At 43.7% G+C, this 24,311-nt stretch carries 23 protein-coding genes and 4 pseudogenes; 24 read left to right on the top strand and 3 right to left on the bottom strand.

Annotated elements, in window-relative coordinates; translation table 11 throughout:
• Positions 1-34 precede the first annotated feature (34 nt).
• The 12 genes and pseudogenes from DW793_RS00520 to thrC all read left to right on the top strand — a co-directional run bounded on the left by DW793_RS00520 (position 35) and on the right by thrC (position 10,120).
• Positions 35-595 carry a peptidase M50 gene (locus tag DW793_RS00520; RefSeq protein WP_118156754.1) on the top strand — a complete coding sequence of 187 codons (561 nt, stop codon included), beginning with the start codon at positions 35-37 and terminating at the stop codon, positions 593-595.
• Between the two features lie 174 nt (positions 596-769).
• The gene (locus DW793_RS00515; RefSeq protein WP_022286690.1) at positions 770-2,623 is read left to right on the top strand and encodes a TIGR03960 family B12-binding radical SAM protein; all 1,854 of its coding nucleotides are present in this window, start codon (positions 770-772) and stop codon (positions 2,621-2,623) included.
• The gene (locus DW793_RS00510) at positions 2,610-3,311 is read left to right on the top strand and encodes a TIGR03936 family radical SAM-associated protein (protein ID WP_117897556.1); all 702 of its coding nucleotides are present in this window, start codon (positions 2,610-2,612) and stop codon (positions 3,309-3,311) included. Before DW793_RS00515 ends, DW793_RS00510 begins: the two co-directional genes overlap by 14 nt.
• A gap of 191 nt (positions 3,312-3,502) precedes the next feature.
• A complete protein-coding gene (gene rplS / locus DW793_RS00505) occupies positions 3,503-3,847 on the top strand; it encodes a 50S ribosomal protein L19 (RefSeq protein ID WP_022286692.1) in 345 nt (114 codons plus the stop codon).
• A gap of 246 nt (positions 3,848-4,093) precedes the next feature.
• Positions 4,094-4,936: a DUF6291 domain-containing protein gene (locus DW793_RS14495; RefSeq protein ID WP_181988254.1), complete on the top strand. Its 843-nt coding sequence runs from the start codon at positions 4,094-4,096 to the stop codon at positions 4,934-4,936.
• A 439-nt stretch (positions 4,937-5,375) separates the two neighbouring features.
• On the top strand, positions 5,376-5,531 hold the full coding sequence (locus DW793_RS14955; RefSeq protein WP_252969589.1) for a hypothetical protein: 156 nt from the start codon (positions 5,376-5,378) through the stop codon (positions 5,529-5,531).
• On the top strand, positions 5,495-6,010 hold the full coding sequence (gene lepB, locus DW793_RS00495; RefSeq protein ID WP_252969588.1) for a signal peptidase I: 516 nt from the start codon (positions 5,495-5,497) through the stop codon (positions 6,008-6,010). Before DW793_RS14955 ends, lepB (DW793_RS00495) begins: the two co-directional genes overlap by 37 nt.
• Positions 6,007-6,576 (top strand): signal peptidase I, encoded by a 570-nt coding sequence (lepB, locus tag DW793_RS00490; RefSeq protein WP_118156752.1) that lies wholly within the window; start codon positions 6,007-6,009, stop codon positions 6,574-6,576. Before lepB (DW793_RS00495) ends, lepB (DW793_RS00490) begins: the two co-directional genes overlap by 4 nt.
• A gap of 20 nt (positions 6,577-6,596) precedes the next feature.
• Positions 6,597-7,492, top strand: a pseudogene (gene ylqF, locus DW793_RS00485) (ribosome biogenesis GTPase YlqF).
• Between the two features lies 1 nt (position 7,493).
• Positions 7,494-8,107 (top strand): annotated as a pseudogene (locus tag DW793_RS00480) (ribonuclease HII).
• Positions 8,085-8,477 (top strand): YraN family protein, encoded by a 393-nt coding sequence (locus tag DW793_RS00475; RefSeq protein ID WP_252969587.1) that lies wholly within the window; start codon positions 8,085-8,087, stop codon positions 8,475-8,477. The pseudogene DW793_RS00480 and the gene DW793_RS00475 overlap by 23 nt, the downstream one beginning before the upstream one ends.
• 152 nt (positions 8,478-8,629) lie before the next feature.
• Positions 8,630-10,120 carry a threonine synthase gene (thrC, locus tag DW793_RS00470; protein WP_022286699.1) on the top strand — a complete coding sequence of 497 codons (1,491 nt, stop codon included), beginning with the start codon at positions 8,630-8,632 and terminating at the stop codon, positions 10,118-10,120.
• 72 nt (positions 10,121-10,192) lie between these two features.
• Here thrC and DW793_RS00465 read toward each other — a convergent pair whose 3' ends face one another.
• Positions 10,193-10,357 carry a DUF1540 domain-containing protein gene (locus DW793_RS00465; RefSeq protein ID WP_117856355.1) on the bottom strand — a complete coding sequence of 55 codons (165 nt, stop codon included), beginning with the start codon at positions 10,355-10,357 and terminating at the stop codon, positions 10,193-10,195.
• Between the two features lie 96 nt (positions 10,358-10,453).
• On the opposite strand from DW793_RS00465, the gene DW793_RS00460 reads away from it, so the two are divergent.
• The 10 genes and pseudogenes from DW793_RS00460 (at position 10,454) to pfkB (ending at position 20,633) form a co-directional block, all read left to right on the top strand.
• Positions 10,454-11,164, top strand: coding sequence for a metallophosphoesterase (locus tag DW793_RS00460; RefSeq protein ID WP_118156750.1), 711 nt, complete (start codon positions 10,454-10,456; stop codon positions 11,162-11,164).
• Positions 11,165-11,236: 72 nt separating this feature from the next.
• Complete coding sequence (tig, locus tag DW793_RS00455) at positions 11,237-12,517, top strand: trigger factor (RefSeq protein ID WP_118156749.1); 1,281 nt, start codon at positions 11,237-11,239, stop codon at positions 12,515-12,517.
• A gap of 63 nt (positions 12,518-12,580) precedes the next feature.
• Positions 12,581-13,171 (top strand): ATP-dependent Clp endopeptidase proteolytic subunit ClpP, encoded by a 591-nt coding sequence (gene clpP / locus DW793_RS00450; protein ID WP_022286703.1) that lies wholly within the window; start codon positions 12,581-12,583, stop codon positions 13,169-13,171.
• A 14-nt stretch (positions 13,172-13,185) separates the two neighbouring features.
• Complete coding sequence (gene clpX / locus DW793_RS00445; RefSeq protein WP_118053949.1) at positions 13,186-14,448, top strand: ATP-dependent Clp protease ATP-binding subunit ClpX; 1,263 nt, start codon at positions 13,186-13,188, stop codon at positions 14,446-14,448.
• Between the two features lie 423 nt (positions 14,449-14,871).
• Positions 14,872-15,162, top strand: a complete 291-nt coding sequence (locus tag DW793_RS00440; protein ID WP_022286705.1) for a hypothetical protein — start codon at positions 14,872-14,874, stop codon at positions 15,160-15,162.
• Positions 15,163-15,185: 23 nt separating this feature from the next.
• Positions 15,186-16,449, top strand: a pseudogene (locus tag DW793_RS00435) (replication-associated recombination protein A).
• A 201-nt stretch (positions 16,450-16,650) separates the two neighbouring features.
• Positions 16,651-17,898, top strand: a complete 1,248-nt coding sequence (gene glyA / locus DW793_RS00430; RefSeq protein WP_117856360.1) for a serine hydroxymethyltransferase — start codon at positions 16,651-16,653, stop codon at positions 17,896-17,898.
• Positions 17,899-18,055: 157 nt separating this feature from the next.
• Positions 18,056-18,991, top strand: a complete 936-nt coding sequence (gene metA, locus DW793_RS00425) for a homoserine O-acetyltransferase MetA (RefSeq protein WP_118156748.1) — start codon at positions 18,056-18,058, stop codon at positions 18,989-18,991.
• Positions 18,988-19,668, top strand: a complete 681-nt coding sequence (locus DW793_RS00420; RefSeq protein ID WP_118156747.1) for a YoaK family protein — start codon at positions 18,988-18,990, stop codon at positions 19,666-19,668. Before metA ends, DW793_RS00420 begins: the two co-directional genes overlap by 4 nt.
• Before the next feature lie 65 nt (positions 19,669-19,733).
• The gene (gene pfkB / locus DW793_RS00415) at positions 19,734-20,633 is read left to right on the top strand and encodes a 1-phosphofructokinase (RefSeq protein ID WP_118156746.1); all 900 of its coding nucleotides are present in this window, start codon (positions 19,734-19,736) and stop codon (positions 20,631-20,633) included.
• A gap of 199 nt (positions 20,634-20,832) precedes the next feature.
• Here the strand turns inward: pfkB and DW793_RS00410 are convergent, their stop codons facing one another.
• Complete coding sequence (locus DW793_RS00410) at positions 20,833-21,753, bottom strand: S1 RNA-binding domain-containing protein (protein WP_118156745.1); 921 nt, start codon at positions 21,751-21,753, stop codon at positions 20,833-20,835.
• 424 nt (positions 21,754-22,177) lie between these two features.
• On the opposite strand from DW793_RS00410, the gene DW793_RS00405 reads away from it, so the two are divergent.
• Positions 22,178-23,056: a fibronectin type III domain-containing protein gene (locus DW793_RS00405; protein ID WP_252969586.1), complete on the top strand. Its 879-nt coding sequence runs from the start codon at positions 22,178-22,180 to the stop codon at positions 23,054-23,056.
• Between the two features lie 206 nt (positions 23,057-23,262).
• Positions 23,263-23,958, top strand: coding sequence for an AraC family transcriptional regulator (locus tag DW793_RS00400; protein WP_181988253.1), 696 nt, complete (start codon positions 23,263-23,265; stop codon positions 23,956-23,958).
• An 86-nt stretch (positions 23,959-24,044) separates the two neighbouring features.
• On the opposite strand, the pseudogene DW793_RS00395 reads toward DW793_RS00400, so the two are convergent.
• Positions 24,045-24,292, bottom strand: a pseudogene (locus tag DW793_RS00395) (alpha-amylase family glycosyl hydrolase); the annotation flags it as partial.
• Positions 24,293-24,311: the final 19 nt, after the last annotated feature.

The following is a 24,311-nucleotide window of genomic DNA, read 5'->3' as shown; positions in this document are numbered from 1 at the left end:
GCAAATACCGAATATAAATATCTCGGTGATGAACTTGTTTAAAATAAAGATAAAAAATACCACCTACGGCGTGTCGTTCAGTTTCTTTTTCGTCGTCGCACTTGTGTCTGTCTGCTCAGGTACGCAGGCGGATATGCTCTTTGTTACGCTTATGTGCTGCGCACTCCACGAACTGGGTCACCTTGTACCCATGACCGCTTTCGGAAGCTCACCGCAGGAAATTGTTGTCTATGGAGGCGGTATCCGCATTACTCCTGTTGATAAACAGCTGTCTAAATACCACGAGTTTGCTGTGCTTTTCGGTGGTGCAGCAGTAAATTTTGCCCTCTGCCTGCTGTCATATATGGCGAATGGTGGTGGCTTTTTCTGTCAGATAAACTTTCTGCTTGGTGCGCTAAACCTACTGCCATTTCGCTATTTTGACGGTGGCAGGATACTCGCCTTGCTTGCCAATGGCAAGGTCTGCGAGTTTTTCAGAGCGGTATTTATTCTGCTCTCAGCGGCGGCTATGATATATATGATACTTCACGGCACTGTCAGCATATCATTTGCCGCAACTTTCTGTTTTATCGTCCTCTCAGAAGTCATATATTAACACTTTGCTTATTGCTTTTGTAATAAATTTTTGGTATAATCAAAATGTATTGGCATTTGCACTTTTACTGTAGGGGCGAACAGTGTTCGCCCGTTTCACCTCACTTTGTGTATTGCTCTCGCTTTACCGGGTGCGGTGAGATAGTACAGACATTCAATATCGGAGGATAAAACTTTGGAAGAACTGAAAAAGAAAATAGAAAAGCTGCTGCTTAAAGTGCAGCGTCCGTCTAGGTATATAGGCGGCGAGGTGGGCAGCGTGGTGAAGGATAAGGATAAGGTGGACGTGCGGTTCGCTTTCTGTTTTCCTGATACTTATGAGGTCGGTATGTCACACCTTGGCATGAAGATACTTTATGGTCTGAAAAACGCCCGTGAGAACTGGTGGTGCGAGCGTGTCTTTATGCCTGAGGAGGACTATAACAAACTCATGCGTGAGAATGATATCCCACTTTACGCACTGGAGAGCCTTGACCCTATAAAGGATTTCGACTTCATCGGCTTTACTCTCATGTATGAGCTTTCTTATAATAATGTGCTTGAAATGCTCGACCTTGCAGGCGTGCCGGTGCTTGCTAAGGACAGAACTGAGCTTACGCCCCTTGTTATCGCAGGCGGTCCGTGTGCCTGCAATCCTGAGCCTATGGCTGACTTTTTCGACCTGTTCATTCTTGGCGAGGGTGAGGAAGTCAATGTGGAGCTTCTTGAACTTTACGAGAGAATGAAGCCTTTGAAGCCTACTAAGCAGGAGTTTCTAAGAGAAGCCGCAAAGCTGGAGGGTGTTTATGTTCCGTCTTTCTATGATGTGGATTACAATGAGGACGGTACTGTGAAGTCTATCACGCCAAACGTTCCTGAGGCACCTGCCAGAGTGAAAAAGCGTGTTATAAAGGATTTTGACAAGGTATATTACCCTGAGGGCTTTGTTGTGCCGTTCACTCAGATAGTCCATGACAGAGCGGTGGTTGAGGTACTGAGAGGGTGCATAAGAGGCTGTCGATTCTGTCAGGCAGGCTTTATTTACCGACCATTCAGAGAGAAAAGCATCGACACCATAAAGAACGAAACAAAGTCCCTTTGTGAGCAGACAGGCTATGAGGAGGTTTCTCTTTCGTCACTGTCTACGAGCGATTACACTGAGATAAACAAGCTTTTGGAAAATCTTGTGGAATACACCGACGGCGAGCAGATAAACCTTTCACTGCCTTCATTGCGAATAGACAATTTCAGTGAAGAACTTTTGGAGAAAATAAAGTCTGTAAGAAAAAGCGGTCTGACCTTTGCTCCTGAGGCTGGCACACAGCGTCTTCGTGACGTAATAAACAAAAATATCACCGAGGAGGAGATAATGCGTACCTGCCGAACGGCTTTCGAGGGCGGTTACAGCACTGTAAAGCTTTATTTCATGCTTGGTCTGCCAGAGGAAACGCTGGAGGACGTTGAGGGTATCGCAAAGCTTGCGCAGAAAGTCCTTGACCTTTATTACGAAACGCCAAAAGAAAAGCGTGGCAAAAGCGTGCAGATATCAGTTTCTACTGCAACATTCGTACCAAAGCCTTTTACGCCTTTCGAGTTTGAACCGCAGGCAACTCCCGAGGAGATAAAAGAGAAACAGGAACACCTTTTCAAGAGCCTTACAAGCCGCAAGATACGCCTTAGCACTCACCAATCCTATACATCTATATTGGAAGCGGTTCTTGCAAGGGGTGACAGACGTCTTGGTAAGGCGATATACACCGCATGGAAAAAAGGCTGTTATCTTGACGGCTGGGACGAGCATTTCAAGGCTGACAAGTGGCAGGAAGCATTTGAGGAGTGCGGGCTTGATACAAGCTTCTATGCTCACCGCAGACGTTCTTATGACGAGATAGCGCCGTGGTCGCACCTTGATTATCTTGTAAGCCACGAGTTTTTCGTTCGTGAGAACAAGAAAGCACATCAGGCAGTGACTACACGAAACTGCAAAGAGGGCTGTTCAGGCTGTGGCATAAAATGCGAATACGGAGGTGTTTACTGTGGCAAACGCTGAGCCGAAGAATGTAAATCTCCGTTTGGAGAGATTTGAGTACAGAGCGGTATTTTCAAAAACAGGCAGGGCGAAATACATTTCCCACCTTGACCTTATGAGAGCCTTTCAGCGAGTGTTCAAAAGGGCGCACCTGCCAATATGGCACACTCAGGGCTTCAACCCCCATGTGTATATAATGTTCCCACTTGCATTGCCCCTTGGCACTGACAGCAGGGTAGAGATAATGGACTTTGCTCTCACGGAGGATATTCCATACAACGAGGTTCTGGAGAGAATGAACGCTCAAACGCCTGTTGGTCTGGAGATAGTGAGCGTTTCAAAGCCTGAGCATAAGCATACCGATATTACAGCGGCGGAGTATGTGGCAAGGCTGAAAACAGATAAGAGCGTACATGAAGTGGCGGAGCTTTTCGGCAAGTTCATAGCGCTTGACAAGATAGAGATAGAAAAGCGAACCAAGAAAAAGACTATCAATCTTGTGGATATAAAGCCACATATCACAGTGCTTGACAGCAAAGAGCTAGAGGACAGCTTTGAGGTGACTTTAAAGCTGCCCTGCGGAAGTTCCTTCAATCTTAATGTGAACGTAGTCATAGACACGTTCTGTGAGCGTTATGGTATAGAAATATCGGAAATTTATACAGAACGTACAAAAATACTCATGGCAAACGGCGAAAATTTTATATAAATATCCTTGCAAAAGGTTTTGAGATGTGGTATAATATTAAAGCATTTGAATTACCGTCGGTTCTTCCGACGAGAGTTAATGCCACGCCTTTGAACGAAAGGCACGACATTAAAGCGGGCAGTCCTCTGGCTTTGCAGCGATAGCTGCCATAAAGCGAATGAATGTCTGAAAATATTAAGGAGGAATTTAAAGTGGACGCTTTAAAGCAGATTTCTAATTCAAGCCTTAAATCCGAGGCACCTGTTATCAACGTTGGTGATACAGTAAAGGTACACGTAAGAATTACAGAGGGTGACAAGTCCAGAATCCAGGTATTCGAGGGCACAGTTATCGCTAAGAAGCACGGTGGAATCCACGAGACATTCACAGTTCGTAGAGTAGCTCACGGCTGTGGAATCGAGAGAGTTTTCCCTGTTCATTCACCTGTAGTTGAAAAGGTAGAGGTTGTACGCAGCGGTAAGGTTCGCCGTGCTAAGCTCTATTATCTCCGTGACAGAGTTGGTAAGGCAGCTAAGGTCAAGGAAGCTATCAGATAATTCTTTCTATAAAAATGAGTCGGCTTTGGTCGGCTCTTTTTTTATCCCTTGCCGCTTTGGCTATGGAGAATTCTTATTGTCAAATTGCACAAAATATCAGCACTTGATTTGTGCAAACAAATGATTTATATTTTAATTTGGCAACATTTCTGCAATTGTTGCATTTTTTATGCAACAAAACGCCCTTTTTTCTGGATAAGTAGAGGGGGATAATTACCTCTGCTTCACAGAGAAAGGACGATAAAAATGGCAAAGAATTTTCACACAGACAACAAAGCGTTCATGCTTTACAAAGACTGGGAGGACATTTTTCAGGCGCTTGACAGCAGCGAAGAGATAGGCGAGCTTGTCATGGCGCTGTTTGCTTATGCAAAGAGGGGAGAATCACCAAAGCTGTCAGGCGGAGCAAAGATAGCGTTTCTTATGATGAGGGCTGCTATCGAGCGTGACGGCATTGCATGGGAAGAGACGTGTGCTCAAAGGAGCGAGTGCGGTAAAAAGGGCGGCAGACCTAAAAAGTCTGATGAGTCAGGGAATACTGATGAAAAAGCTGAGCAGACAGCTGCATCAGCAGATAATGCAGAAGAAAAACCTCAGGGTATAAATGATACCGCAGAAAAACCAAAAGCTTTTTCACAAACCAAAAGGTTTTCAGAAAAAGCAAAAAAAGCTGATAAAGATAAAGATATAGATATAGATAAAGACAAAGATACAGATAAAGATATAGATAAAGACAAAGATAAAGATAAAGCTATAGATAAAGAGAAAAAGAAAGACGCAGGGACAGCGGAGTCTGGAGTCAGGTCTTTCGGCACACACAAAAATATAATGCTCACATCAAAGCAGTATAACGAGCTTGAAAGCAGGTGTCGGTCTGTCGGTCTGTCTTTAGAGAGCTATATATCTAAATTATCTCAATGGCTGTTTACCAAGGGCAGGCACTGCACAGACCCATACCGCATAATCTCAGGCTGGCTTGACAATGATTCAAAGAGAAAGACTGCGGCAAAGCCCAAAGAAAGACAAGGCTGCGATCTGTCGTGGTATGACGACTTTGCCATGAATGTTGATCTGTCAAAGTTCCTGTAGGGGGTGTTTTGCTGTACTTGCCATATCTGCACGATGTATGTGTAGGGGCGAACGCTGTTCGCCTGTCGAAGTAGCAAACCCTGATTATTACATTGTTCGGTAGATGTAATAACTATCCCACCGCATCTACAATTCAGAATTATGGCAAATTCTGAGCACGGGCGAACACTGTTCGCCCCTACAGATTATTCGGGAGAGTTTGTCATGCCGCAAAATCGCTGCGCTCGGTGGTAACTTTTACTTTGTGCTTGGTCTTTACTTTGGTCAGCTATGCTCATTCCTCACTCCTCATTCCTCATTCCCCACTTAAACCTTCCGCTCCCCCTATCTCAAAGAAATTTTCCTTACCCCCTTGTAATTTGTTTTGAAATTTGATATAATAAATCTATATGAGTATTTGACGGCTTTTGCCGCCTTTGGATAAAGGATCGAGGCTTTTATGGACGATAATAAAAAATTCGGCGACGTTTCTCAGGAGGATATTGACATGGCTAAAAAAGCCGCCCCTGACGACCTAAAGGAAAAACAGCCCGTGAATGTTATGGACGAGGTCTTTGAATGGCTGAGTCTTTCGTGTTCGCTATGTTTGTGGTGATACTGATATTTACTTTCTTCTTCAGGATAGTTCTTGTTCAGGGTCCTTCTATGCGTGAGACCTTGCAGGATCAGGACAGACTTATAATCACTCACATAAATTATACACCGCAAAAGGGCGATATTGTTGTTATCAACAGCGAAAAGCTCGGCAAAACTATCATCAAGCGTGTTATCGGCACAGGCGGAGATAAGGTTGTCGTTGATTATAATAACAACACCGTTACAGTAAACGGTAAGGTCATTTCAAATGACAATATCAGGGAAGCTATGTATAACACTAATCTCTTTGATGAGAAATATGAAGTGGAAGAAAATGTTTTTGAGTATGACGTGCCTGAGGGCAAGCTGTTCGTTATGGGCGATAACAGAAATAATTCCACAGACAGCAGAAGGATAGGCTTTATCGACCCCTCCGACGTGCTTGGCAAGGCAGTTTTAAGGCTTTATCCATTTGACAGCTTTGGTAAGGTAAGTTGAAAAAGCAGGGTAAAAGAGCTGTTGATAATCTGTTCGACTTTCTTGAGATCATAGTCATGGCAATGTTCGTGGTCGTACTTGTTTTTACTTTTGTGTTCAGAACAGTGAATGTACAAGGACAGTCAATGCAGGACACTCTTTTTGAAAATGATTCTCTTGTTATATCAAAACTGCTTTATACGCCAAAGCAGGGGGATATAGTTGTGGTCAACTCGTCTGTTCTTGACAATAGGATAATCAAACGTATCATTGCCGTAGAAGGGCAAAAGGTCGAGATAGACAACAAGTCGGCTATAGTCAAGGTCAACGGAGCAGTGCTTGATGAGAGCTATATTAAGTGCGACGGCAGCTTTGATGATGAGTATTTTGATGAAAGATACTATAATAAAGAAAGTGAAGTTTATGAATATGAAGTGCCTGAGGGCTGTTGCTTTGTAATGGGCGACAACCGAAATCATTCCACAGACAGCCGTGTAATAGGATATGTGCCTTATGACGAGATAGTCGGCAGAGTTCTGTTTCGATTTGCGGCAGGCAATGATGAGGGCGTTGGTAAGGTAGATTGAGTTAGAGTAAGGAGGAAGATATGAGCGAAGTATCTCACGTTCAGTGGTTTCCTGGACATATGGCAAAAACACGCCGCATTATGGCGTCAAATCTGAAGCTTGTGGACGCAGTGGTGGAAATAACTGACGCTCGTATCCCGTTTTCAAGCAGAAACCCTGAAATGAAGCGTATCGTAGGCTCAAAGCCAAGGCTTGTGCTTCTCAACAAGGCTGATTCAGCCGATCCGGAAGTAACGGCAATGTGGCTGGACTATTATGCAAAACAGGGAATAACTGCTCTTGCTACAGATTGTAGGAGTGGCAAAAACGTAAGCAAGTTTTATGGAAAGCTCAAAGAGCTTTTAAAGGACGATATCGAGAAATGGAATGCCAAGGGTATGTCCGGCAGACCTATAAGGATAATGATAGTCGGTATACCAAACGTTGGCAAGTCGTCATTTATAAACAGACTTGCAGGGTCAAGGCTTGCAAAAGTCGAGGACAGACCGGGTGTTACAAGAGGCAAACAGTGGGTGAAGCTTGACGAGGGCTTTGAGCTTTTGGATATGCCGGTGTGCTGTGGCCTAAGTTTGAGGATAAGCTTGTTGGCGAAAGGCTCGCATTTACAGGCGCAGTCAAGGACGATATCATGGACATGGAATATCTTGCCTGCCGTCTGCTGGAGTTTTTGAAAGAGAACTATCCTGAGCTTATCGAGAAACGTTACGGCATAAGAACCGATGATATAGAGCCTGCTGACGAGGAAACTATCGGCTGTGTGGTAGGCTTTGAGCTTCTTGAAAGAATAGGCAGAAAGCGTGGCTTTTTAGTTTCTGGCGGAGAGATAAATACCGAAAGGGCAGCCATTACAGTTATGGACGAGTTCAGAAACGGTACTCTTGGCAGACTTACTCTTGAAAAGCCAAAGGGGTATTGATATGACGCTCAGCGAGTTTGACAACGAGATAAGAAAAGATCATAACGTGGTGTGCGGCTGCGATGAAGCTGGCAGAGGTCCTCTTGCAGGAGATGTGTTTGCAGCGGCTGTGATATTTGATAAGGACACGGTTATAGAGGGGATAAACGACAGCAAAAAGCTTACAGCGAAAAAGCGTGAGGAGCTTTTTGATGAGATAATGGAAAAAGCAGTTGACTTTTCTATACAGACCGCAACAGTTGAAGAGATAGAGGATATAAATATACTTAACGCCGCAATGCTTGCAATGAAAAGAGCGGTGGAGGATATGGATACAAAGCCTGATGTCTGCCTTATTGACGGGAACAAGACCCCTGAGGGTCTTGAATGTCCTGCCATAGCGGTGGTAAAAGGCGATGCCAAAAGTCAGGCAGTGGCGGCGGCTTCAATTCTTGCAAAGGTCGCAAGGGACAGGTATATGGAGCAAATGGCTGAACAATATCCTGAGTATCGGTTTGAGAAGCATAAGGCTATGGCACAAAGCTCCACTATCAGATGATAGACCAGTATGGACCATGCGGTATACATAGAATGAGTTTTCTCAAAAAGTATTATGCAAAGAAAAATGGGCATTGACCATACCCAGCGCCGAAAGGCTGGCAATATCGGGGAGGACGCAGTTTGCGGCTTTCTTGTAAGACACGGGTATGAGATAATAAAGAGGAATTTTACCGTCAGAGGCGGTGAAATAGATATAATCGCAGAGAAAGCGGATATCATAGCTTTCGTTGAGGTCAAAACTAGGGAGCATGGCTCTCTTACCTCCGCTGAAGAGGCAGTTGATCCGGTCAAGCAGCGGCATATCGTTCAGACAGCACAGGCTTTTTGTAAGGGGATTTTAGAGCCTGTGTGCTGTCGGTTCGATGTTGCGGCGGTGGAGCTGGAGAACGGCAGAGTCAAAAAGCTAAGATATTATGTGAACGCTTTTGACGCAAGCAGGAAGTAAAGACCTTGGGGCTCGTGCACTGATATACAGGGCATATGTAGGGGCGAACAGCGTTCGCCCGCTGTGCTGTGGTATCTTCGGGTGCGTGGGAACAAAGGGTCTGTAAATAGCCGACACCTGTCGGACATCTAAAACAAGAAGGGTTGTTGTTTATGTTTTACAAAAGTACAAGAAACAGCGAAGTAAAGGTTTCGTCTGCACAGGCGATAGCACAGGGCATTTCTGAGGACGGCGGTCTTTTCGTTCCGTCTGAGATACCTGCCATAACACTTGATGATATCAAGGCTCTTGGCGAAAAAAGCTACGCTGAGAGAGCATTTTTCGTTTTCTCAAAGTACCTCACAGATTTCACAGAGGCTGAGATACGCTACTGTGTAGAGGGTGCTTACAACACAAAGAATTTCGACACAGACAATATTGCAGAGCTTGCTCACCTTTTTGACGGCACTTATATGCTCGAACTGTGGCATGGTCCAACTTGTGCGTTTAAGGATATGGCTCTCCAGATACTTCCATATCTGCTTACAACTTCTATCAAGAAGCTTGGCGTTGACAAGAAGGTAGTTATCCTCGTTGCTACATCAGGCGACACAGGCAAGGCTGCTCTCGAGGGCTTCAAGGACGTTGAGGGTACAGAGATACTCGTGTTCTATCCGGAGGACGGCGTTTCGGCTATGCAGAAAAAGCAGATGACAACTCAGGAGGGCGGCAACGTCGGCGTTTGCGCAATCAAGGGCAACTTTGACGACGCTCAGACAGGTGTTAAGACTATCTTCACAAGCAAGGAAACTGCCGACAAGCTTGCTGAGAACGGCATGATGTTCTCCTCTGCAAACTCTATCAACTGGGGCAGACTTGCACCACAGATAATCTACTATGTATCTACATACGCTCAGCTTGTTGCTGACGGTGAGATAGAGCTTGGCGACAAGATAAATATCGTTGTTCCAACAGGCAACTTCGGTAATATCCTTGCAGGCTACTATGCAAAGCATATGGGCGTTCCTGTTAATAAGCTTATCTGCGCTTCAAACGCAAATAACGTACTTACTGACTTTATAAAGACAGGTATTTATGACAGAAACCGTCCGTTCCATACAACTATCTCACCTTCTATGGATATCCTTATCTCTTCAAACCTTGAAAGACTTCTTTATCACCTTAGCGGCTCTGATGACGCTCAGATAAGAGAGTGGTTCGGCAGCCTTTCCAAGACTGGCAGATATGAGGTAACAGACGAAGTGAAGAAGGCTATCGCTGACGAGTTCTATGCAGGCTGCTGCGACGATGAGCAGACAAAGGCTTGTATCAAGGAGATCTATGACGAGTATTCCTACACCTGCGACACTCACACAGCCGTTGCAGTGAAGGTATACAAGGACTATGCGGCTGCTACAGGCGACAAGACAAAGACTGTCATCGCTTCAACAGCAAGCCCATATAAGTTCTCAGGCTCAGTTCTCGCAGCTATCGGTAAGGATACAAACGCTGACGAGTTCGGTCTTGTTGACGAGCTTGCCGAGGTTTCAAAGATACCTGTTCCTGCTTCACTTGCTGCGCTTAAAGATAAGGAAGTAAGATTCACAAAGGTGATCGACAAGGCTGATATGAAGGATTACATCTACTCAGCTCTGGGTATTTGATATGTACCCGTCCGACTATTGTCGGGCGGAGGTCAGCGCACAGCGTATGTCCACTGACCATGGCGAGGGGAATTAGCCTCTTGCCTTGAATGTCTTGCACTCTGTTTCGTCACAGCAGTTAGGGTCGGTGCAGGTACAGCCTACGTTGATCTTGCCTGCGGTACATTCGCAGTTGTTGCTGTTGTAAACGCATTTGTCTACGTTGCAGTGGATACCGTAAATTCTATCCTTCTCCATTTGTACATCGCTCCTTCTGCAGCTTTTTGCTGCAAAAGTAGTATGTGCATGAGTGGTCGGGATAATACATGAAGTTTCTGGAATGGAGGAAAAACCGTGAGCCTATTTGCCATTGCCGACTTGCATTTGTCGCTGGGTACAGATAAACCAATGGATATATTCGGCGGCTGGTCTGACTATGTGACAAAGCTTGAAACAAACTGGCAGAACAAAGTTCGTCCCGAGGACACTGTGGTGATACCAGGTGATATCTCGTGGGGAATGAATTTTGAGCAGTCGAAAAAAGACTTCGAGTTCCTAAACAAGCTCAACGGCAGAAAAATAATATCCAAGGGCAATCATGATTATTGGTGGAACACCAAGAACAAAATGGATAAATTTTTCGCAGAAAACGGTTTTGATACCATAAATATCCTGCATAATAATCATTACAGCTACGAGGGCTACGGCATATGCGGAACGAGAGGCTGGATAAGCGATAATGGTGAACCTGCAGATCAGAAGGTTCTGGCAAGGGAAGCAGGCAGACTTGCACTCTCTATCGAGTCTGCGCAAAAGGCAGGCTTAGAGCCTGTGGTGTTTTTGCATTATCCGCCGCTTTTCGGCAATAGCTGTAATTATGATATGCTTGAAGTGCTTCATAAATACGGCATAAAAAAGTGTTTTTACGGACACCTTCACGGAAGAGCCCACGCTTATGCAATAAACGGCACTCGTGACGGAGTGGAATATCGGCTTATAGCTAGTGATTTCTTGCATTTTGACCCATTGGACATAACGAAAATTGTGCAAAGTGACAATTTATAAAAAAATGCTGGAAATGACAATATATTTGTGCTATAATGTATAAGATACATTTATATAATGGAGGAATAATAAATGAGTTTAAAAGCTACAAACAATGTTGAAACCAATAAGTACGAGCTTGAGATCGAGATCTCTGCTGAGGATTTTGAGGCTGCAATAGAGAAAGCTTATCTTAAAGCAAGAAAGAATATCGCTATGCCTGGCTTCCGTAAGGGTAAGGCTCCTAGAAAGCTTATCGAAAAGGAATACGGCGAGCAGGTATTTTTTGAGGACGCTGTAAATCTTCTGTACGCTCCTGTTGTAAACGGCGCAGTTGAAGAGTCAGGTCTGGAACTTGTTACTCGCCCAGAGGTAGAGGTAACTGAGATCAGCAAGGAAAACGGCGTAAAGCTCAAGGCAACTTGCATCACAAAGCCTGAGGTTGAAGTTAAGGACTATAAGGGTATAGAAGTTGAAAAAGTTGTCAATCCTGTAACTGATGAGGATATCAACAAGCAGCTTGACGCTCTCAGAGAGAAGAACGTTACTGTTGAAACAGTTGACGACAGAGCTGCTGAAAACGGCGATGACGTTGTTATCGACTTCGAGGGCTTCAAGGACGATGTTGCTTTCGAGGGCGGCAAGGCAGAAGATTTCACACTGTCACTTGGCAGCGGTCAGTTCATTCCTGGCTTTGAGGATCAGATCGTTGGTCACAATGCCGGTGAGGATTTCGACATCAACGTAACATTCCCTGAGGAGTATCAGGTAAAGGAACTTGCAGGCGCACCTGCTGTATTCAAGATCAAGCTCAAGAGCATATCAAAGAAGGTTATGCCTGAACTGGACGATGATATGGTAAAGGATTCAACAGAGTTCGATACAGTTGACGAATACAAGGCTGACGTTAAGAAGAAGCTTGAGGAAGCTAACGAGAAGCACGCTGATTCTGAGGTTGAGGCTAAGATATTCGATAAGGTCATCGAGAACATGACAGCTGAGATCCCACAGGTTATGTTTGACAACAGAGTAAACGAGATGATCGGCGAGCTGGAGCAGAGACTTGCACCACAGGGCATCTCACTTGATCTCTATATGCAGTATACAGGTCAGACTATCGACACTGTAAAGAAGGCATATGCTGAGCAGGCTGAGAAGCAGGTCAAGCTCAGACTTGCACTTGAGAAGATCGCAAAGCTTGAGAATATCGAGGTAACTGAGGACGAGCTCAAGGCTGAGTTTGATAAGCTTGCTGAGGCTTACAAGCTTGACGTTGACCAGATCAAGCAGTTTATCCATGATGACGACCTTAAGAAGGATATTGCAGTTGGCAAGGCTGTTGACCTTATCAAGGACGCAGCAGTTATAAAGTAAGATAATTTATGCTTTCGCCCGCATGACCTTATGCGGGCGAAAATAGATTAAGGAGGCAATTTTATGGCATTGGTACCTTATGTAGTGGAACAGACAAGCAGAGGCGAGAGAAGCTATGACATTTATTCCCGCCTGCTCAATGACAGAATAATCATGCTCTGCGACCAGATAGACGACGCAGTGGCAAGCGTAGTAGTGGCACAGTTGCTTTATCTTGAGGGACAGGATCCTGAAAAGGATATCGACCTTTATATAAACAGCCCCGGAGGAGTTATCACAGCCGGCATGGCTATCTATGATACTATCCAGTATATCAAGTGCGACGTGTCAACTATATGTATGGGTATGGCTGCTTCAATGGGTTCATTCCTGCTTTCAAGCGGCACAAAGGGTAAGAGATTTGCTCTGCCAAACAGTGAGATACTCATTCATCAGCCTCTTATCGCAGGCGGCGGAATTTCCGGTCAGTGTACAGATATCAAGATACATTCTGACCACATGGTAAAGACCAGAGAGAAGCTCAACAGGATACTTGCCCAGAACACAGGCAAGCCTATCGAGCAGATCAACATCGACACTGAGCGTGACAATTACATGACAGCTCAGGAGGCTCTTGAATACGGTCTTATCGACAAGGTAATAACTAACAGATAGGTTCGGTGAAATAAATGGCTAATGATACAATAAGAAAATGCTCGTTCTGCGGCAAGCCTGAGGACAAGGTTAGAACACTTTTTTCAGCAGGCACGAGCCACATTTGTGACGAGTGTGTACTTTATTGCTATAATGTTCTGGCTGAGCAGGAGGGACTTCCTACAACGAAGCAGCGTGGCAAGGGTAAAAATGCAGCTGACAGCGGCATAACCCTTAAGAAGCCTGCGGAGATAAAGGCAGTTCTTGATGAGTATGTTATCGGGCAGGAGGAAGCAAAGATAGCGCTTTCTGTTGCGGTATACAATCATTACAAGAGAATTTTGTCACTTAATGACGATGATGACGTAGAGATACAGAAAAGCAACGTTTTGCTTCTTGGACCAACAGGAACAGGAAAAACTTTGCTTGCACAGACTTTGGCAAGGCTTCTGAACGTGCCTTTTGCCATTGCTGACGCTACTACTCTCACAGAGGCAGGCTATGTAGGCGACGATGTTGAAAACGTGCTTACAAGGCTTATTCAGGCGGCAGATTATAATGTTGAAGCGGCTCAGAACGGTATTATTTATATCGACGAGATAGATAAGATATCAAGAAAATCGGAGAACGTTTCTATCACAAGAGATGTAAGCGGTGAGGGCGTACAGCAGGCACTTCTTAAGATAGTAGAGGGCTGTGTGTCCAATGTGCCTCCACAGGGTGGCAGAAAGCACCCACATCAGGAGTTCATACAGATAGATACAAAGAATATTTTGTTTATCTGTGGCGGAGCTTTTGAGGGACTTGACAGTGTTATCAAGAAGCGTACAGAGTCATCATCACTTGGTTTTGGCGGAAAGGTCAAGAGCAAGGAGGATGATAACAATGTGATGAAGAGGGTAGTACCACACGATCTTGTTAAGTTCGGTATCGTACCGGAGCTTGTGGGCAGACTTCCTGTTATCACGGTTCTTGACGAGCTTGACGAGGACGCACTTTGCAGGATCTTGACAGAGCCAAAGAACTCGCTTATCAAGCAATACACGAAGCTTTTCAAGCTTGACAACATCGATTTTGAGATCACAGAGGACGCAAAGCGAGAGATAGCCAAGAGGACTATTGAAGAAAAGACAGGAGCAAGAGGACTTAGAGCGATAGTTGAGAAGATACTCACAAAGCTCATGTTTGAAGCACCATCTGATGATGAGATAGTTGGCATAAAGATAACGGCTGAATGTGTTCGTGGCGAAGCAGAGCCTGAGATAACTCGTGCGGTAAGTTCGACCAGAAAGAAATAATAGTACAAATCTTTGTACAGATAAATGAGAGGCGGAGTATTCTGCCTCTTTTTTTGTTGCATTTCTGCGTTATCCGCACATTATTTATTTGTTTAACAAACCATGTAGGGCTGGCGCCCTCGACAGCCCGCTTTTTGGACGTTACATCTTGTAATTTATTGCACAAACTTTGAGAAAACGCACAATTTGTGGCAGGGACGAGCATTGTTCGTTCGTTTCGGTCGCTTGCATAAATTTGTCACAATCAAAAAAATTCGACGCTTCGATATCGGGACGTCGGGGTCGCCGTCCCCTACATTTTGTTGTTTACGATACGAGGTCATGAAGCTAACGGGCGACACTCCCAACTTTGACCGCTTTTTCCCTTGAATTATGCGGAAATATGTGCTATACTAAAGAAAATACACTATAGGGGGTGTCCATATGAATGAACTTATCCAACAGTTTATTACTGATGAAGTCACTGCTCTCACTTACTCCGACCTTTGGAACTTCGTCAACTCCAACTCCATTTGCCGTGGTACTTTCGAGGGCAATAATCACATTATCATGAAAATCTCCTCTAATCAATTTATTATTTATCGTATTTGCCTTGGTATGGAAAACACCAAATATCAGGAAGCTGTTCTTGTTGCAAAAACCTACCTGCTAAAAAAGATAAACAGCATGGCTTATCAGCTTCATTTAGAGGATATTCAGAACATTTTAGACTAATTGCTTTTTAAGGAGATCATAAAATGAGTGTGCCTTTGGCTGAACGAATTAGACCCAAAACCCTTGATGATATTGTGGGACAGACCCACCTGTTAGGCGAAAATAAACCTCTCAGGCGTATTATCGAAAGCGGTAAAATACCGAATATGATTTTTTATGGTCCGTCAGGTGTTGGCAAAACCACGGTCGCAAGAATGATAGCAAATAATGCTAATATGACTATGCATAAGCTTAACGGCACAAGTGCTTCTATTGCTGATATCAAGCAGATAGTTGCTGAAACTGAGACACTCAGCGGTATCAATGGTATCTTGCTTTATCTTGACGAGATACAGTATCTTAACAAAAAACAACAGCAATCGCTTCTTGAATACATTGAAAACGGCAAGATAACTCTTATCGCTTCTACCACTGAAAATCCGTATTTTTATGTGTACAATGCTATAATTAGCCGTTCAACTGTGTTTGAGTTCAAGCCGCTGACTTCGGAGGAGATCTTGCCTGCAATAAAGCGTGCTTTTCAGCTTATGGCTGATGAGTTGGGGCTGAAACTGCGTCTTGAAAATGGTGTGTTGGAGCATATCGCAAGGGGCTGTGGTGGTGATGTGAGAAAGTCAATAAATACAGTGGAGCTTTGCATACTTTCGGCAGATAATGACGGTGAAAAGCTCACCGTGAACCTTGATAATGTGAAGCTTCTTACTCAGCGCAGCAATATGCGCTATGACCGTGCAGGAGATGAGCATTATGATATTCTGTCGGCTTTGCAGAAGTCCATAAGAGGTTCTGACGAGAACGCCGCACTTCATTATGCCGCACGGCTTATGGAAGCGGGGGATATCATTTCTCTGTGCAGACGGCTGCTTGTTATTGCAAGCGAGGATATTGGACTTGCGTATCCTATGGCAGCGGTGGTGACGAAATCCTGCGTTGATTCCGCACTGCAGGCGGGGACTGCCTGAAGCAAGGATACCATTGGCGGAAGCTGTGGTTCTTCTTGCCACTGCGCCAAAATCAAATTCTGCTGAATCAGCAATAGACGCAGCTTTAGCAGATGTGAGAAACGGTGATTTCGGAGATTATCCACGGCACTTGCAGAATAAGCATTTTGACGGCGAGGGCGCAAAAGTGAAAGGACAGCACTATCTTTATCCCCATGATTATCCAAACCATTGGGTAAAACAGCAGTATCTGCCTGATAAGCTTGTGGGGAGGACTTATTATCAGTATGGTGAGAATAAGACGGAGCAAATGGCGAAAGCCTATTGGGATAAGATAAAAAAGTGAGAAATGGAAAAAACGAAAAGAGCGAAGCGTTCTTGCGGCTGTAGATCGTATTCTACAAAAAACAAATCGCCGCAGGCGATACCCTAATTCCTCACTCCTCATTCCTCAATCAAAAAAAATTTTCGTTGACATCAAAAGAAAAATACGTTATAATAAAAGAGAACGGAATGTCCGTAAAATTTTATGATGGGAGTAATTTCGATGAAAATAATGGATACTATCGGCTTTGTTGAAAATGTCGATAAAGAAGTCGGCGAAGCAATGGAAGCCGAGCTGGCAAGACAGAGAAGAAATCTTGAGCTTATCGCAAGCGAAAATATCGTTTCACCTGCCGTTATGGCTGCAATGGGTTCTGTGCTTACTAATAAGTATGCTGAGGGATATTCTGGTAAGAGATATTATGGCGGCTGTCAGTGCGTTGACGTTGTGGAGGATATAGCTGTTGAAAGGGCTTGCAAGCTCTTCGGTGCTAAGTATGCTAACGTTCAGCCACATTCCGGCGCTCAGGCTAACACTGCTGTTTATTTTGCTCTTCTTAAACCGGGCGACACTGTTATGGGTATGAGCCTTGACGCTGGCGGACACCTTACACACGGCTCACCTGTAAACCTTTCAGGTAAGTATTTCAACTTCGTTCCTTACGGCGTAAATGACGAGGGTTATATCGACTACGAGGCTCTTTATAAGCAGGCTAACAAGTGCAGACCTAGACTTATTGTTGCCGGTGCAAGCGCTTATCCAAGAGCTATCAATTTTGAGAAGCTTTCTGAGATAGCAAAGGCTGTTGGTGCATATCTTATGGTAGATATGGCGCATATTGCAGGACTTGTTGCCGCAGGCTGCCACCAGTCACCGGTACCATATGCTGACATTGTTACAACAACAACACATAAAACTCTGAGAGGACCAAGAGGAGGACTTATACTCACAAACAACGAGTATATAGCTAAGAAGATAAATTCTGCTATTTTCCCGGGCACACAGGGCGGCCCTCTTATGCACGTTATCGCTGCAAAGGCAGTTTGCTTTGGCGAGGCTCTCAAGCCTGAGTTCAAGGCATACGGTGAGCAGATCGTAAAGAATGCACAGGCTCTTGCAAAGGGACTTCTTGACAGAGGATTCAATCTCGTATCAGGCGGCACAGACAATCATCTTATGCTTGTTGACCTCAGACCATTCCACATCACAGGCAAGGAATTTGAGAAAAAGCTTGACGAGGTTTACATCACTGTAAACAAAAATGCTATCCCTAACGACCCTGAGAAGCCATTTGTAACCAGCGGTGTAAGAGTTGGTACAGCGGCAGTTACCACAAGGGGACTTGTTGAGGAGGACATGGACGTTATTGCTGAGTGTATGTATCTCACAGCAACAGACTTTGACAATAAGGCTGATGAGATCAGAGAAAAGGTAAACGCTATCTGCAAGAAATATCCACTTTACGAATAATTGTACGGATCTGAATACTGTTGATACACATAGGGAGCGGCTTAGGTCGCTCCCTTTTTTCTCAATAATATATGAATAAATCTCTCTTTTGGTTGATTTTTAACAGAGATCGTGTTATAATAAACTTTTAGAGTATAATTAAAAGGTGGGATATACTTTGCCAATTAAAATACCAAATGACCTTCCTGCGTTCCAAACGTTGGAAAAGGAGAATATATTCGTTATTCCCGATGACAGAGCCGCTCATCAGGACATTCGTGCCTTGAAGATCGCTATTGTCAATCTCATGCCTGACAAAATTGCGACAGAAACGCAGCTTCTCCGTCTTTTGAGCAACACCCCTCTTCATGTTGACATCGACCTTATTCAGATGGGCAGTCATATGTCAAAGAACACATCTATCGAGCATATGCTCGCTTTCTACAAGAACTTTGACGAGGTGTGTGATAACCGATATGACGGTCTTATAATCACCGGTGCGCCTGTTGAGCAAATGGAGTATGAAGACGTTGATTACTGGGACGAGCTTTGCAGAGTTTTTGAATGGTCAAAGACCAATGTTTTCTCAACTATCCACATATGTTGGGGCGCTCAGGCTGGACTTTATTATCATTATGGCGTTCCCAAATATCCTTTGAAAGAGAAGATGTTTGGCAATTTCAAGCACCATATCGACTTTCCCGAAAGCATTATTCTTAAAGGCTTTGGAGATGTTTTCCATTGTCCGCACTCACGTCATACCGAGGTGCGTCGTGCAGATATCGAAAAGGTGGACGATCTTATAGTGGTGGCAGTGTCAAACGAGGCGGGCGTGCATCTTGTTTCAGACAGGACGCAAAGACAGTTTTTCCTGTTCGGTCACTGGGAATATGATCGTGAGACCCTTGCAAAAGAGTATTTCAGAGATAAGGAAAAGGGGTTGCCTATACAGATACCATATAGCTATTTTCCTGACGATGATCCAGAAAACAAGCCTATTTTCAATTGGAGCTGTTCGGCTAATCTGCTTTATTCAAACTGGCTCAACTACTGCATTTATCAGAAAACGCCATATGATCTTAATGAGCTTGAGCCACTGGGGGCTGCGCAATGAAGAACGGCAGACATATAGCTGAGTTTTACGGCGTTGGAGTGATGCTCGCAATAGTGGGCGGCTATCTTGACGCTTATACCTACATCAGCCGTGACCATGTTTTTGCAAATGCTCAGACAGGTAACATGGTGTTGTTGGCTATCAATATCAAAGAGGGAAGCTGGCTGAAGGTCTTTCTTTATCTCATGCCTATACTGTCCTTTATGCTTGGCGTGCTGATAGTGGAAGCTGTGAAGCTGAAATTCAATGAACACCCGAGGATACATTGGCATAGGATCATAATCGGTGTGGAACTTGTTGTGCTGACTATTGTGGGATTTATCCCTGCCGGTACGCTTAACACATTGGCGAATATCCTGGTTTCTTTTACCTGTGCAATGCAGGTGGAGGGTTTTAGGAAAATGGACGGAAAGCCTTTCGCTACCACGATGTGTACTGGCAATCTTAGAAGCGGTACAGATAACCTGTTTCAGTATTTGAAAACTAAGGATAAGCTAAAGCTTAGTAATGCAATGCAGTATTATGGCATAATCCTTTGCTTTATAAGTGGAGCGGCAGTGGGTGCGTTTGTCACAGAATTGCTTGAAACTAAAGCGGTGTTTGTTGCTTTGACAGGACTTGTTGTTGCTCTCTGCATTTTAAGAAGCGACGACGATAAATTAGCGGAAGGTAAGTGACGATCACCTACAAGCTTCAGGACAGAAATATCTTACAAAAGCATATATCAAGGAGGTAATGTGAAATGGTATATACTGTAACATTCAATCCTGCTATCGACTATGTTGTTCATACAGGGGAAATGAAGCTTGGGTCTACCAACCGCTCAGATAGGGAAGAGATGTATTTCGGCGGCAAGGGCATAAATGTGTCTGTAGTTCTTAGAGAGCTGGGCATTCAGTCAAAGGCGCTTGGCTTCACTGCAGGCTTCACAGGTGAAGCTATCGAGAACGGACTAGCGGAAATGGGAATTGATACAGATTTTGTTCATCTCAAAAACGGTAATTCCCGTATAAATGTGAAAATAAAATCTGCTGAGGAAACAGAACTGAATGGTCAGGGTCCTGATATAGATGATGAGGCTGTGAATAAGCTTTTTGCAAAGCTTGATAAGCTTCAGGACGGAGATACGCTTATACTCGCAGGAAGCATACCTGCCTCACTGCCGTCAAATATCTATGAGAAGATACTCGAAAGGCTCGCACACAAGAATATCAGAACAGTAGTGGACGCAACAAAAGACCTGCTTCTCAATGTGCTTAAATATAAACCTTTCCTTATCAAGCCTAACAACCACGAGCTTGGCGAGATGTTCGGAGTGACCCTCACTACTGATGATGAGATAGAAAAATACGCACGTAAGCTTAAAGAAATGGGCGCTGTGAACGTGCTTATCTCAATGGCAGGGGACGGTGCAATGCTTATTGACGAAAACGGTGAAATACATCGCTGTGGAGTATGTAATGGTAAGGTGAAAAATTCCGTTGGTGCAGGCGATTCAATGGTGGCAGGCTTTACCGCCGGTATATTGCATGGCGATTATGAATATGCTCTTAAACTTGGCACAGCCGCTGGCGGTGCGACTGCTTTTTCTGACGGGCTTGCTCAAAAAGAAAAGATCGCAGAGCTTCTTGAAACTCTCTGAAAAAATATAGGGACAGGGAGGAAATATTATGAGAATAGTTGATCTATTGAAAAAAGGGTATTCCTCTTAATGACCTAACAAGTCAAAAGGCATTGGCTTCAATTGGAAGCCAATGCCTTTTTTATTTCTTGTTTTGCTGCGAAAACAAGTACAAATTATAGTACAAATAAGATTACAAGTACAAAAATATGTACGCTTATCACACGAATTCAGAGCATATATTTTTGTAACATTCATTGGTGGAATAGACCCATTTTGTGAGCCTGCCGCTGGTGATGAAATAGTTTATCTTTGAGGGAAAAACGCTGTTTTCAAATACATCTACAATAATGAGCTTTACTTTCATTTTTTCGGGGATAAGAGCTTTTATGTAAACACTTGCCGCCTGCCCCACACGCACATTTTCTCTCGGTTCTGCAAGCCCTGCAAGGTTCGGAGCAAGCTCTATAAAAATACCGTATGGTTCAATGGAGCGTACTATCCCGCCTACAGTTTCTCCTGTGGAGAACAATGCTGCATTTTCTTCCCATGTGCCTAAAAGTTCCTTGTGAGAAAGGCATATCCTGTCCTCCTCACAGCTTTTTACCACAGCATATATGTCCTGACCGTTGAAAAATCTGTCGTTGGGGTGGGTGATGCGTGAGACGGATATGGCGTCTATTGGTATAAGTGAAGGAAGACCACAGCCTATGTCAACAAAGCACCCGAAAGGCTCAAGGTGTGTTACCTTTGCCGGTATAACGTCCCCTGATGTGAGTGTACTTATATATCGCTCAATGCACTCTTCTTGTGCAAGACGCCTTGACAACCTGCATATGACCTCGCCCTTTTCGTGAACAATATCTGTCACCTTGAAGCATACCGTTTTGTTCACCCTGGAAAGTAATGCTATGTCTTTTGTTTTGCCTTCTTGTATTCCGATTGCTCCCTCTGATCTTGGGATTATTCCTTTGCCAAAGGGAAGCTCTACTATTATGTTGTGTTCGCTGTCACAAAGCACAGCATGACCCTCCAGTATCAATCCCTGAGCCATTGCCTCAGCCATTGTTCGTTCGCTTTGAAGATAATATCGGTTTTCAGGGCTGTTGAAGATCTTGCCCTCAGGTAAATATTTTTTCATTATTTTGCCTCTTTCCCCACAGATTTTTTAAAAACAGCAGGATCTCTGTGGTTGATCCATTGATTTTGTTCATATTCTGCACATATTTTCTTTGTGATAATTGTGCGTGAACTCTTGCTGATACAGTAAATTAATATTCAATGTGCTGAAATATTAGTACAATTTTTATATTCTTTGCTTCAAATTATAAACAAAAATCAAAAAAACTATAAAAAAGCTTGACAAATGCAATTGTACGTGTTACAATAGTGTAGTAATTTGTAATCAGTTTGTAACTTTCTTAACCGTTATCGTTACAGATTGATACATAATTTTAATCGACCGTAATAAAATTAAATAGCGGCACAGACATGACCGCCGCTAATTAAAAGAAAGGGTGTGAATTGGCAATGCAGCGTGTATGCGTTGTAAAGCCGTATTATTAATGGATCATTCAGCAAATTATATTTCAGCAAAGAATAAGTCACTGAAAGTTATAGTGATGTTTATTGCAGCACTTATGACATTTTTGGTAATGACAGAGGGATTTAGTGCCGATGCTGCTGCGGCAAAGCTTTCGACTCCTAAGATGACCGCTCAGATCAACTATGGAAGTGACTTCACTCATCCGTATAACAAGCAGACAAACACTATCAAGGTGCATTGGAGCAAGGTAAGCGGTGCTTCAAACTATGAGCTGTACATCAAGGGCGGCAAATATAAGAGCTGGAAGAAATACAAGACAGTCAAGAATACGAACTGCACTGTTACAGGTCTTCAGAGAACGACTTCCTATCAGTTCAGAGTTAAGGCTGTAAATGGCTCAGCCGCTTCTGCTTATTCAAAAACGCAAACAATAAAGACAGCAAGAATGGACTTCAACAAGGCAGGCTGGGAAGCAATGTGCCGTATAGTTTATCATGAGGTCGGCAAGATGTCAGGTTCAGAGTGGGATAAGCCAATCGTTTATGTTGCAGATTGTGTTGCAAACCAGTATGTTGCCGCAAAGTACACAAAGAATGCAATGTGGAGATCCTACTATGCAAGATATAACAATGTTCAGGATATCATTTATAAGAGTGGCGGATTTATGTCATCTGCACAGCTCTCAAGGGACGGAGCAAATTATTCAAACGTTTCCAGAAGAGTGAAGCGGGCAGTTTTTGGCGCAGTATACGGCAAAACTCACCTTAACGGTATTGCTAATGACTATAATGTTTATTTCTGGTGCAACAGAAGCTACAAGACAAACAGTAGCAAGATAGCCTACTCATTTAAAATTCCTTGGGGTTATTTCAATGTTTGGAGAACCTATTGGGGATAATTGTAATACTATTATAGAATTATGTGAAAGAAGAGCAGAACAAAGCGTCTGCTCTTTTTTCGTTGACAAGAATGTAGCGGTATGGTAAAATAAAGTTGATAAAAGCAGGGAGGGATCAGAATGCTTGTGGGTGCGGTCGCTATAATTATCGCCATAGAAAAGATTTTATTATGGATTGCCCTCAAGGGGTGGGCAGTCCTCTTATATTGCTCATAAAAGAACCATCGGTGTTCGTTATAAATGGTATCGAGCATAGGGCAGAGAAAAATTCTTTTATCCTGCTTTCACCGGATACCCCTGTGAAATACCATGCCGCAGAAGAGTTTTATACTGATGATTGGCTGTATTTCAATTATGAGCAGGGTGATAATGAAAAATTTGAAAGGCTTGATATTCCAAAAGATACACCGGTTTATCTTGGAAATATTGATGAGCTTAGTCAGATAATGCGTTCGGTAGCATATGAGTATCAGCTCATGAAAGAGGGGCATGAGGAAGTAACACGGTGCTATATGGAGATCTTTTTGTTAAAGCTTGCAAGACAGCTAAAGTGTACAGACAAAAAGTCCTGTATTATTACTGACAGGAATAGCCGCTTTATGCAGCTCAGAGCATACATATACGCAATGCCTGAGGATATCGCAGACGTAGGCAGCATGGCATGGGATATGGGCATAAGCAGGTCAAGTTTTCAGCATATGTATAAGAAAATGTTTGGAGTGAGCGTCATGACAGACGTTATAAGCGCACGAATGGAAAGAGCCAGTCAGCTTCTTGCAACGACAAATCTCAGTGTAAGGGAAGTGGCTGAGAGGTGCGGTTATACTAATGAATATGGCTTTATGAAGCGGTTTAAAATGCACTTTGGAAAAACGCCGACAGAGTTTCGGAGTATGCTTTAGACGGCATAAGAAAAGAGGTCAAGGAATGTGTCCCTGACCTCTTTTATGTTATTTTATTCTTCAACAAATACAGCGGCCGAGCCTTTAATAACATCGTTAGTGTCATAATGCGGAGCGAAAGTGTAATAGTCCTCAACGTCATAGCCTGCATCGCCAAAAGGTGATTTGAAGCATGGGTTTATCCAAATAGCGTTACACCCCAGCTCGCAGATATAGTCAAGCTTTTCTGTAATACCCTTGATGTCACCGATACCGTCTGAGTTTGTGTCATTGAACGATTGTGGATAGATCTCGTAGAAACTGCGTTGTCAAGCCACTGTGGCTGCTTTGTCATGATAATACCTCCTGAATAT

Origin of the sequence: Ruminococcus sp. AM31-15AC, from assembly GCF_003462045.1 — a bacterium.
In the GTDB taxonomy this organism is placed as follows: Bacteria; Bacillota; Clostridia; order Oscillospirales; family Ruminococcaceae; genus Hominimerdicola; species Hominimerdicola aceti.
This window is presented reverse-complemented; position numbering and strand designations above follow the sequence as displayed.

Bases quoted from the DNA above. Each gene is read 5' to 3' on its own strand.
- DW793_RS14495 (WP_181988254.1), top strand. From the start codon at position 4,094: ATGGCAAAGAATTTTCACACAGACAACAAAGCGTTCATGCTTTACAAA.
- DW793_RS14955 (WP_252969589.1), top strand. From the start codon at position 5,376: ATGGACGATAATAAAAAATTCGGCGACGTTTCTCAGGAGGATATTGAC.
- lepB (WP_252969588.1), top strand. From the start codon at position 5,495: ATGGCTGAGTCTTTCGTGTTCGCTATGTTTGTGGTGATACTGATATTT.
- DW793_RS00475 (WP_252969587.1), top strand. From the start codon at position 8,085: ATGCAAAGAAAAATGGGCATTGACCATACCCAGCGCCGAAAGGCTGGC.
- thrC (WP_022286699.1), top strand. From the start codon at position 8,630: ATGTTTTACAAAAGTACAAGAAACAGCGAAGTAAAGGTTTCGTCTGCA.
- DW793_RS00465 (WP_117856355.1), bottom strand. From the start codon at position 10,357: ATGGAGAAGGATAGAATTTACGGTATCCACTGCAACGTAGACAAATGC.
- tig (WP_118156749.1), top strand. From the start codon at position 11,237: ATGAGTTTAAAAGCTACAAACAATGTTGAAACCAATAAGTACGAGCTT.
- clpP (WP_022286703.1), top strand. From the start codon at position 12,581: ATGGCATTGGTACCTTATGTAGTGGAACAGACAAGCAGAGGCGAGAGA.
- clpX (WP_118053949.1), top strand. From the start codon at position 13,186: ATGGCTAATGATACAATAAGAAAATGCTCGTTCTGCGGCAAGCCTGAG.
- DW793_RS00440 (WP_022286705.1), top strand. From the start codon at position 14,872: ATGAATGAACTTATCCAACAGTTTATTACTGATGAAGTCACTGCTCTC.
- glyA (WP_117856360.1), top strand. From the start codon at position 16,651: ATGAAAATAATGGATACTATCGGCTTTGTTGAAAATGTCGATAAAGAA.
- DW793_RS00420 (WP_118156747.1), top strand. From the start codon at position 18,988: ATGAAGAACGGCAGACATATAGCTGAGTTTTACGGCGTTGGAGTGATG.
- pfkB (WP_118156746.1), top strand. From the start codon at position 19,734: ATGGTATATACTGTAACATTCAATCCTGCTATCGACTATGTTGTTCAT.
- DW793_RS00410 (WP_118156745.1), bottom strand. From the start codon at position 21,753: ATGAAAAAATATTTACCTGAGGGCAAGATCTTCAACAGCCCTGAAAAC.
- DW793_RS00405 (WP_252969586.1), top strand. From the start codon at position 22,178: ATGGATCATTCAGCAAATTATATTTCAGCAAAGAATAAGTCACTGAAA.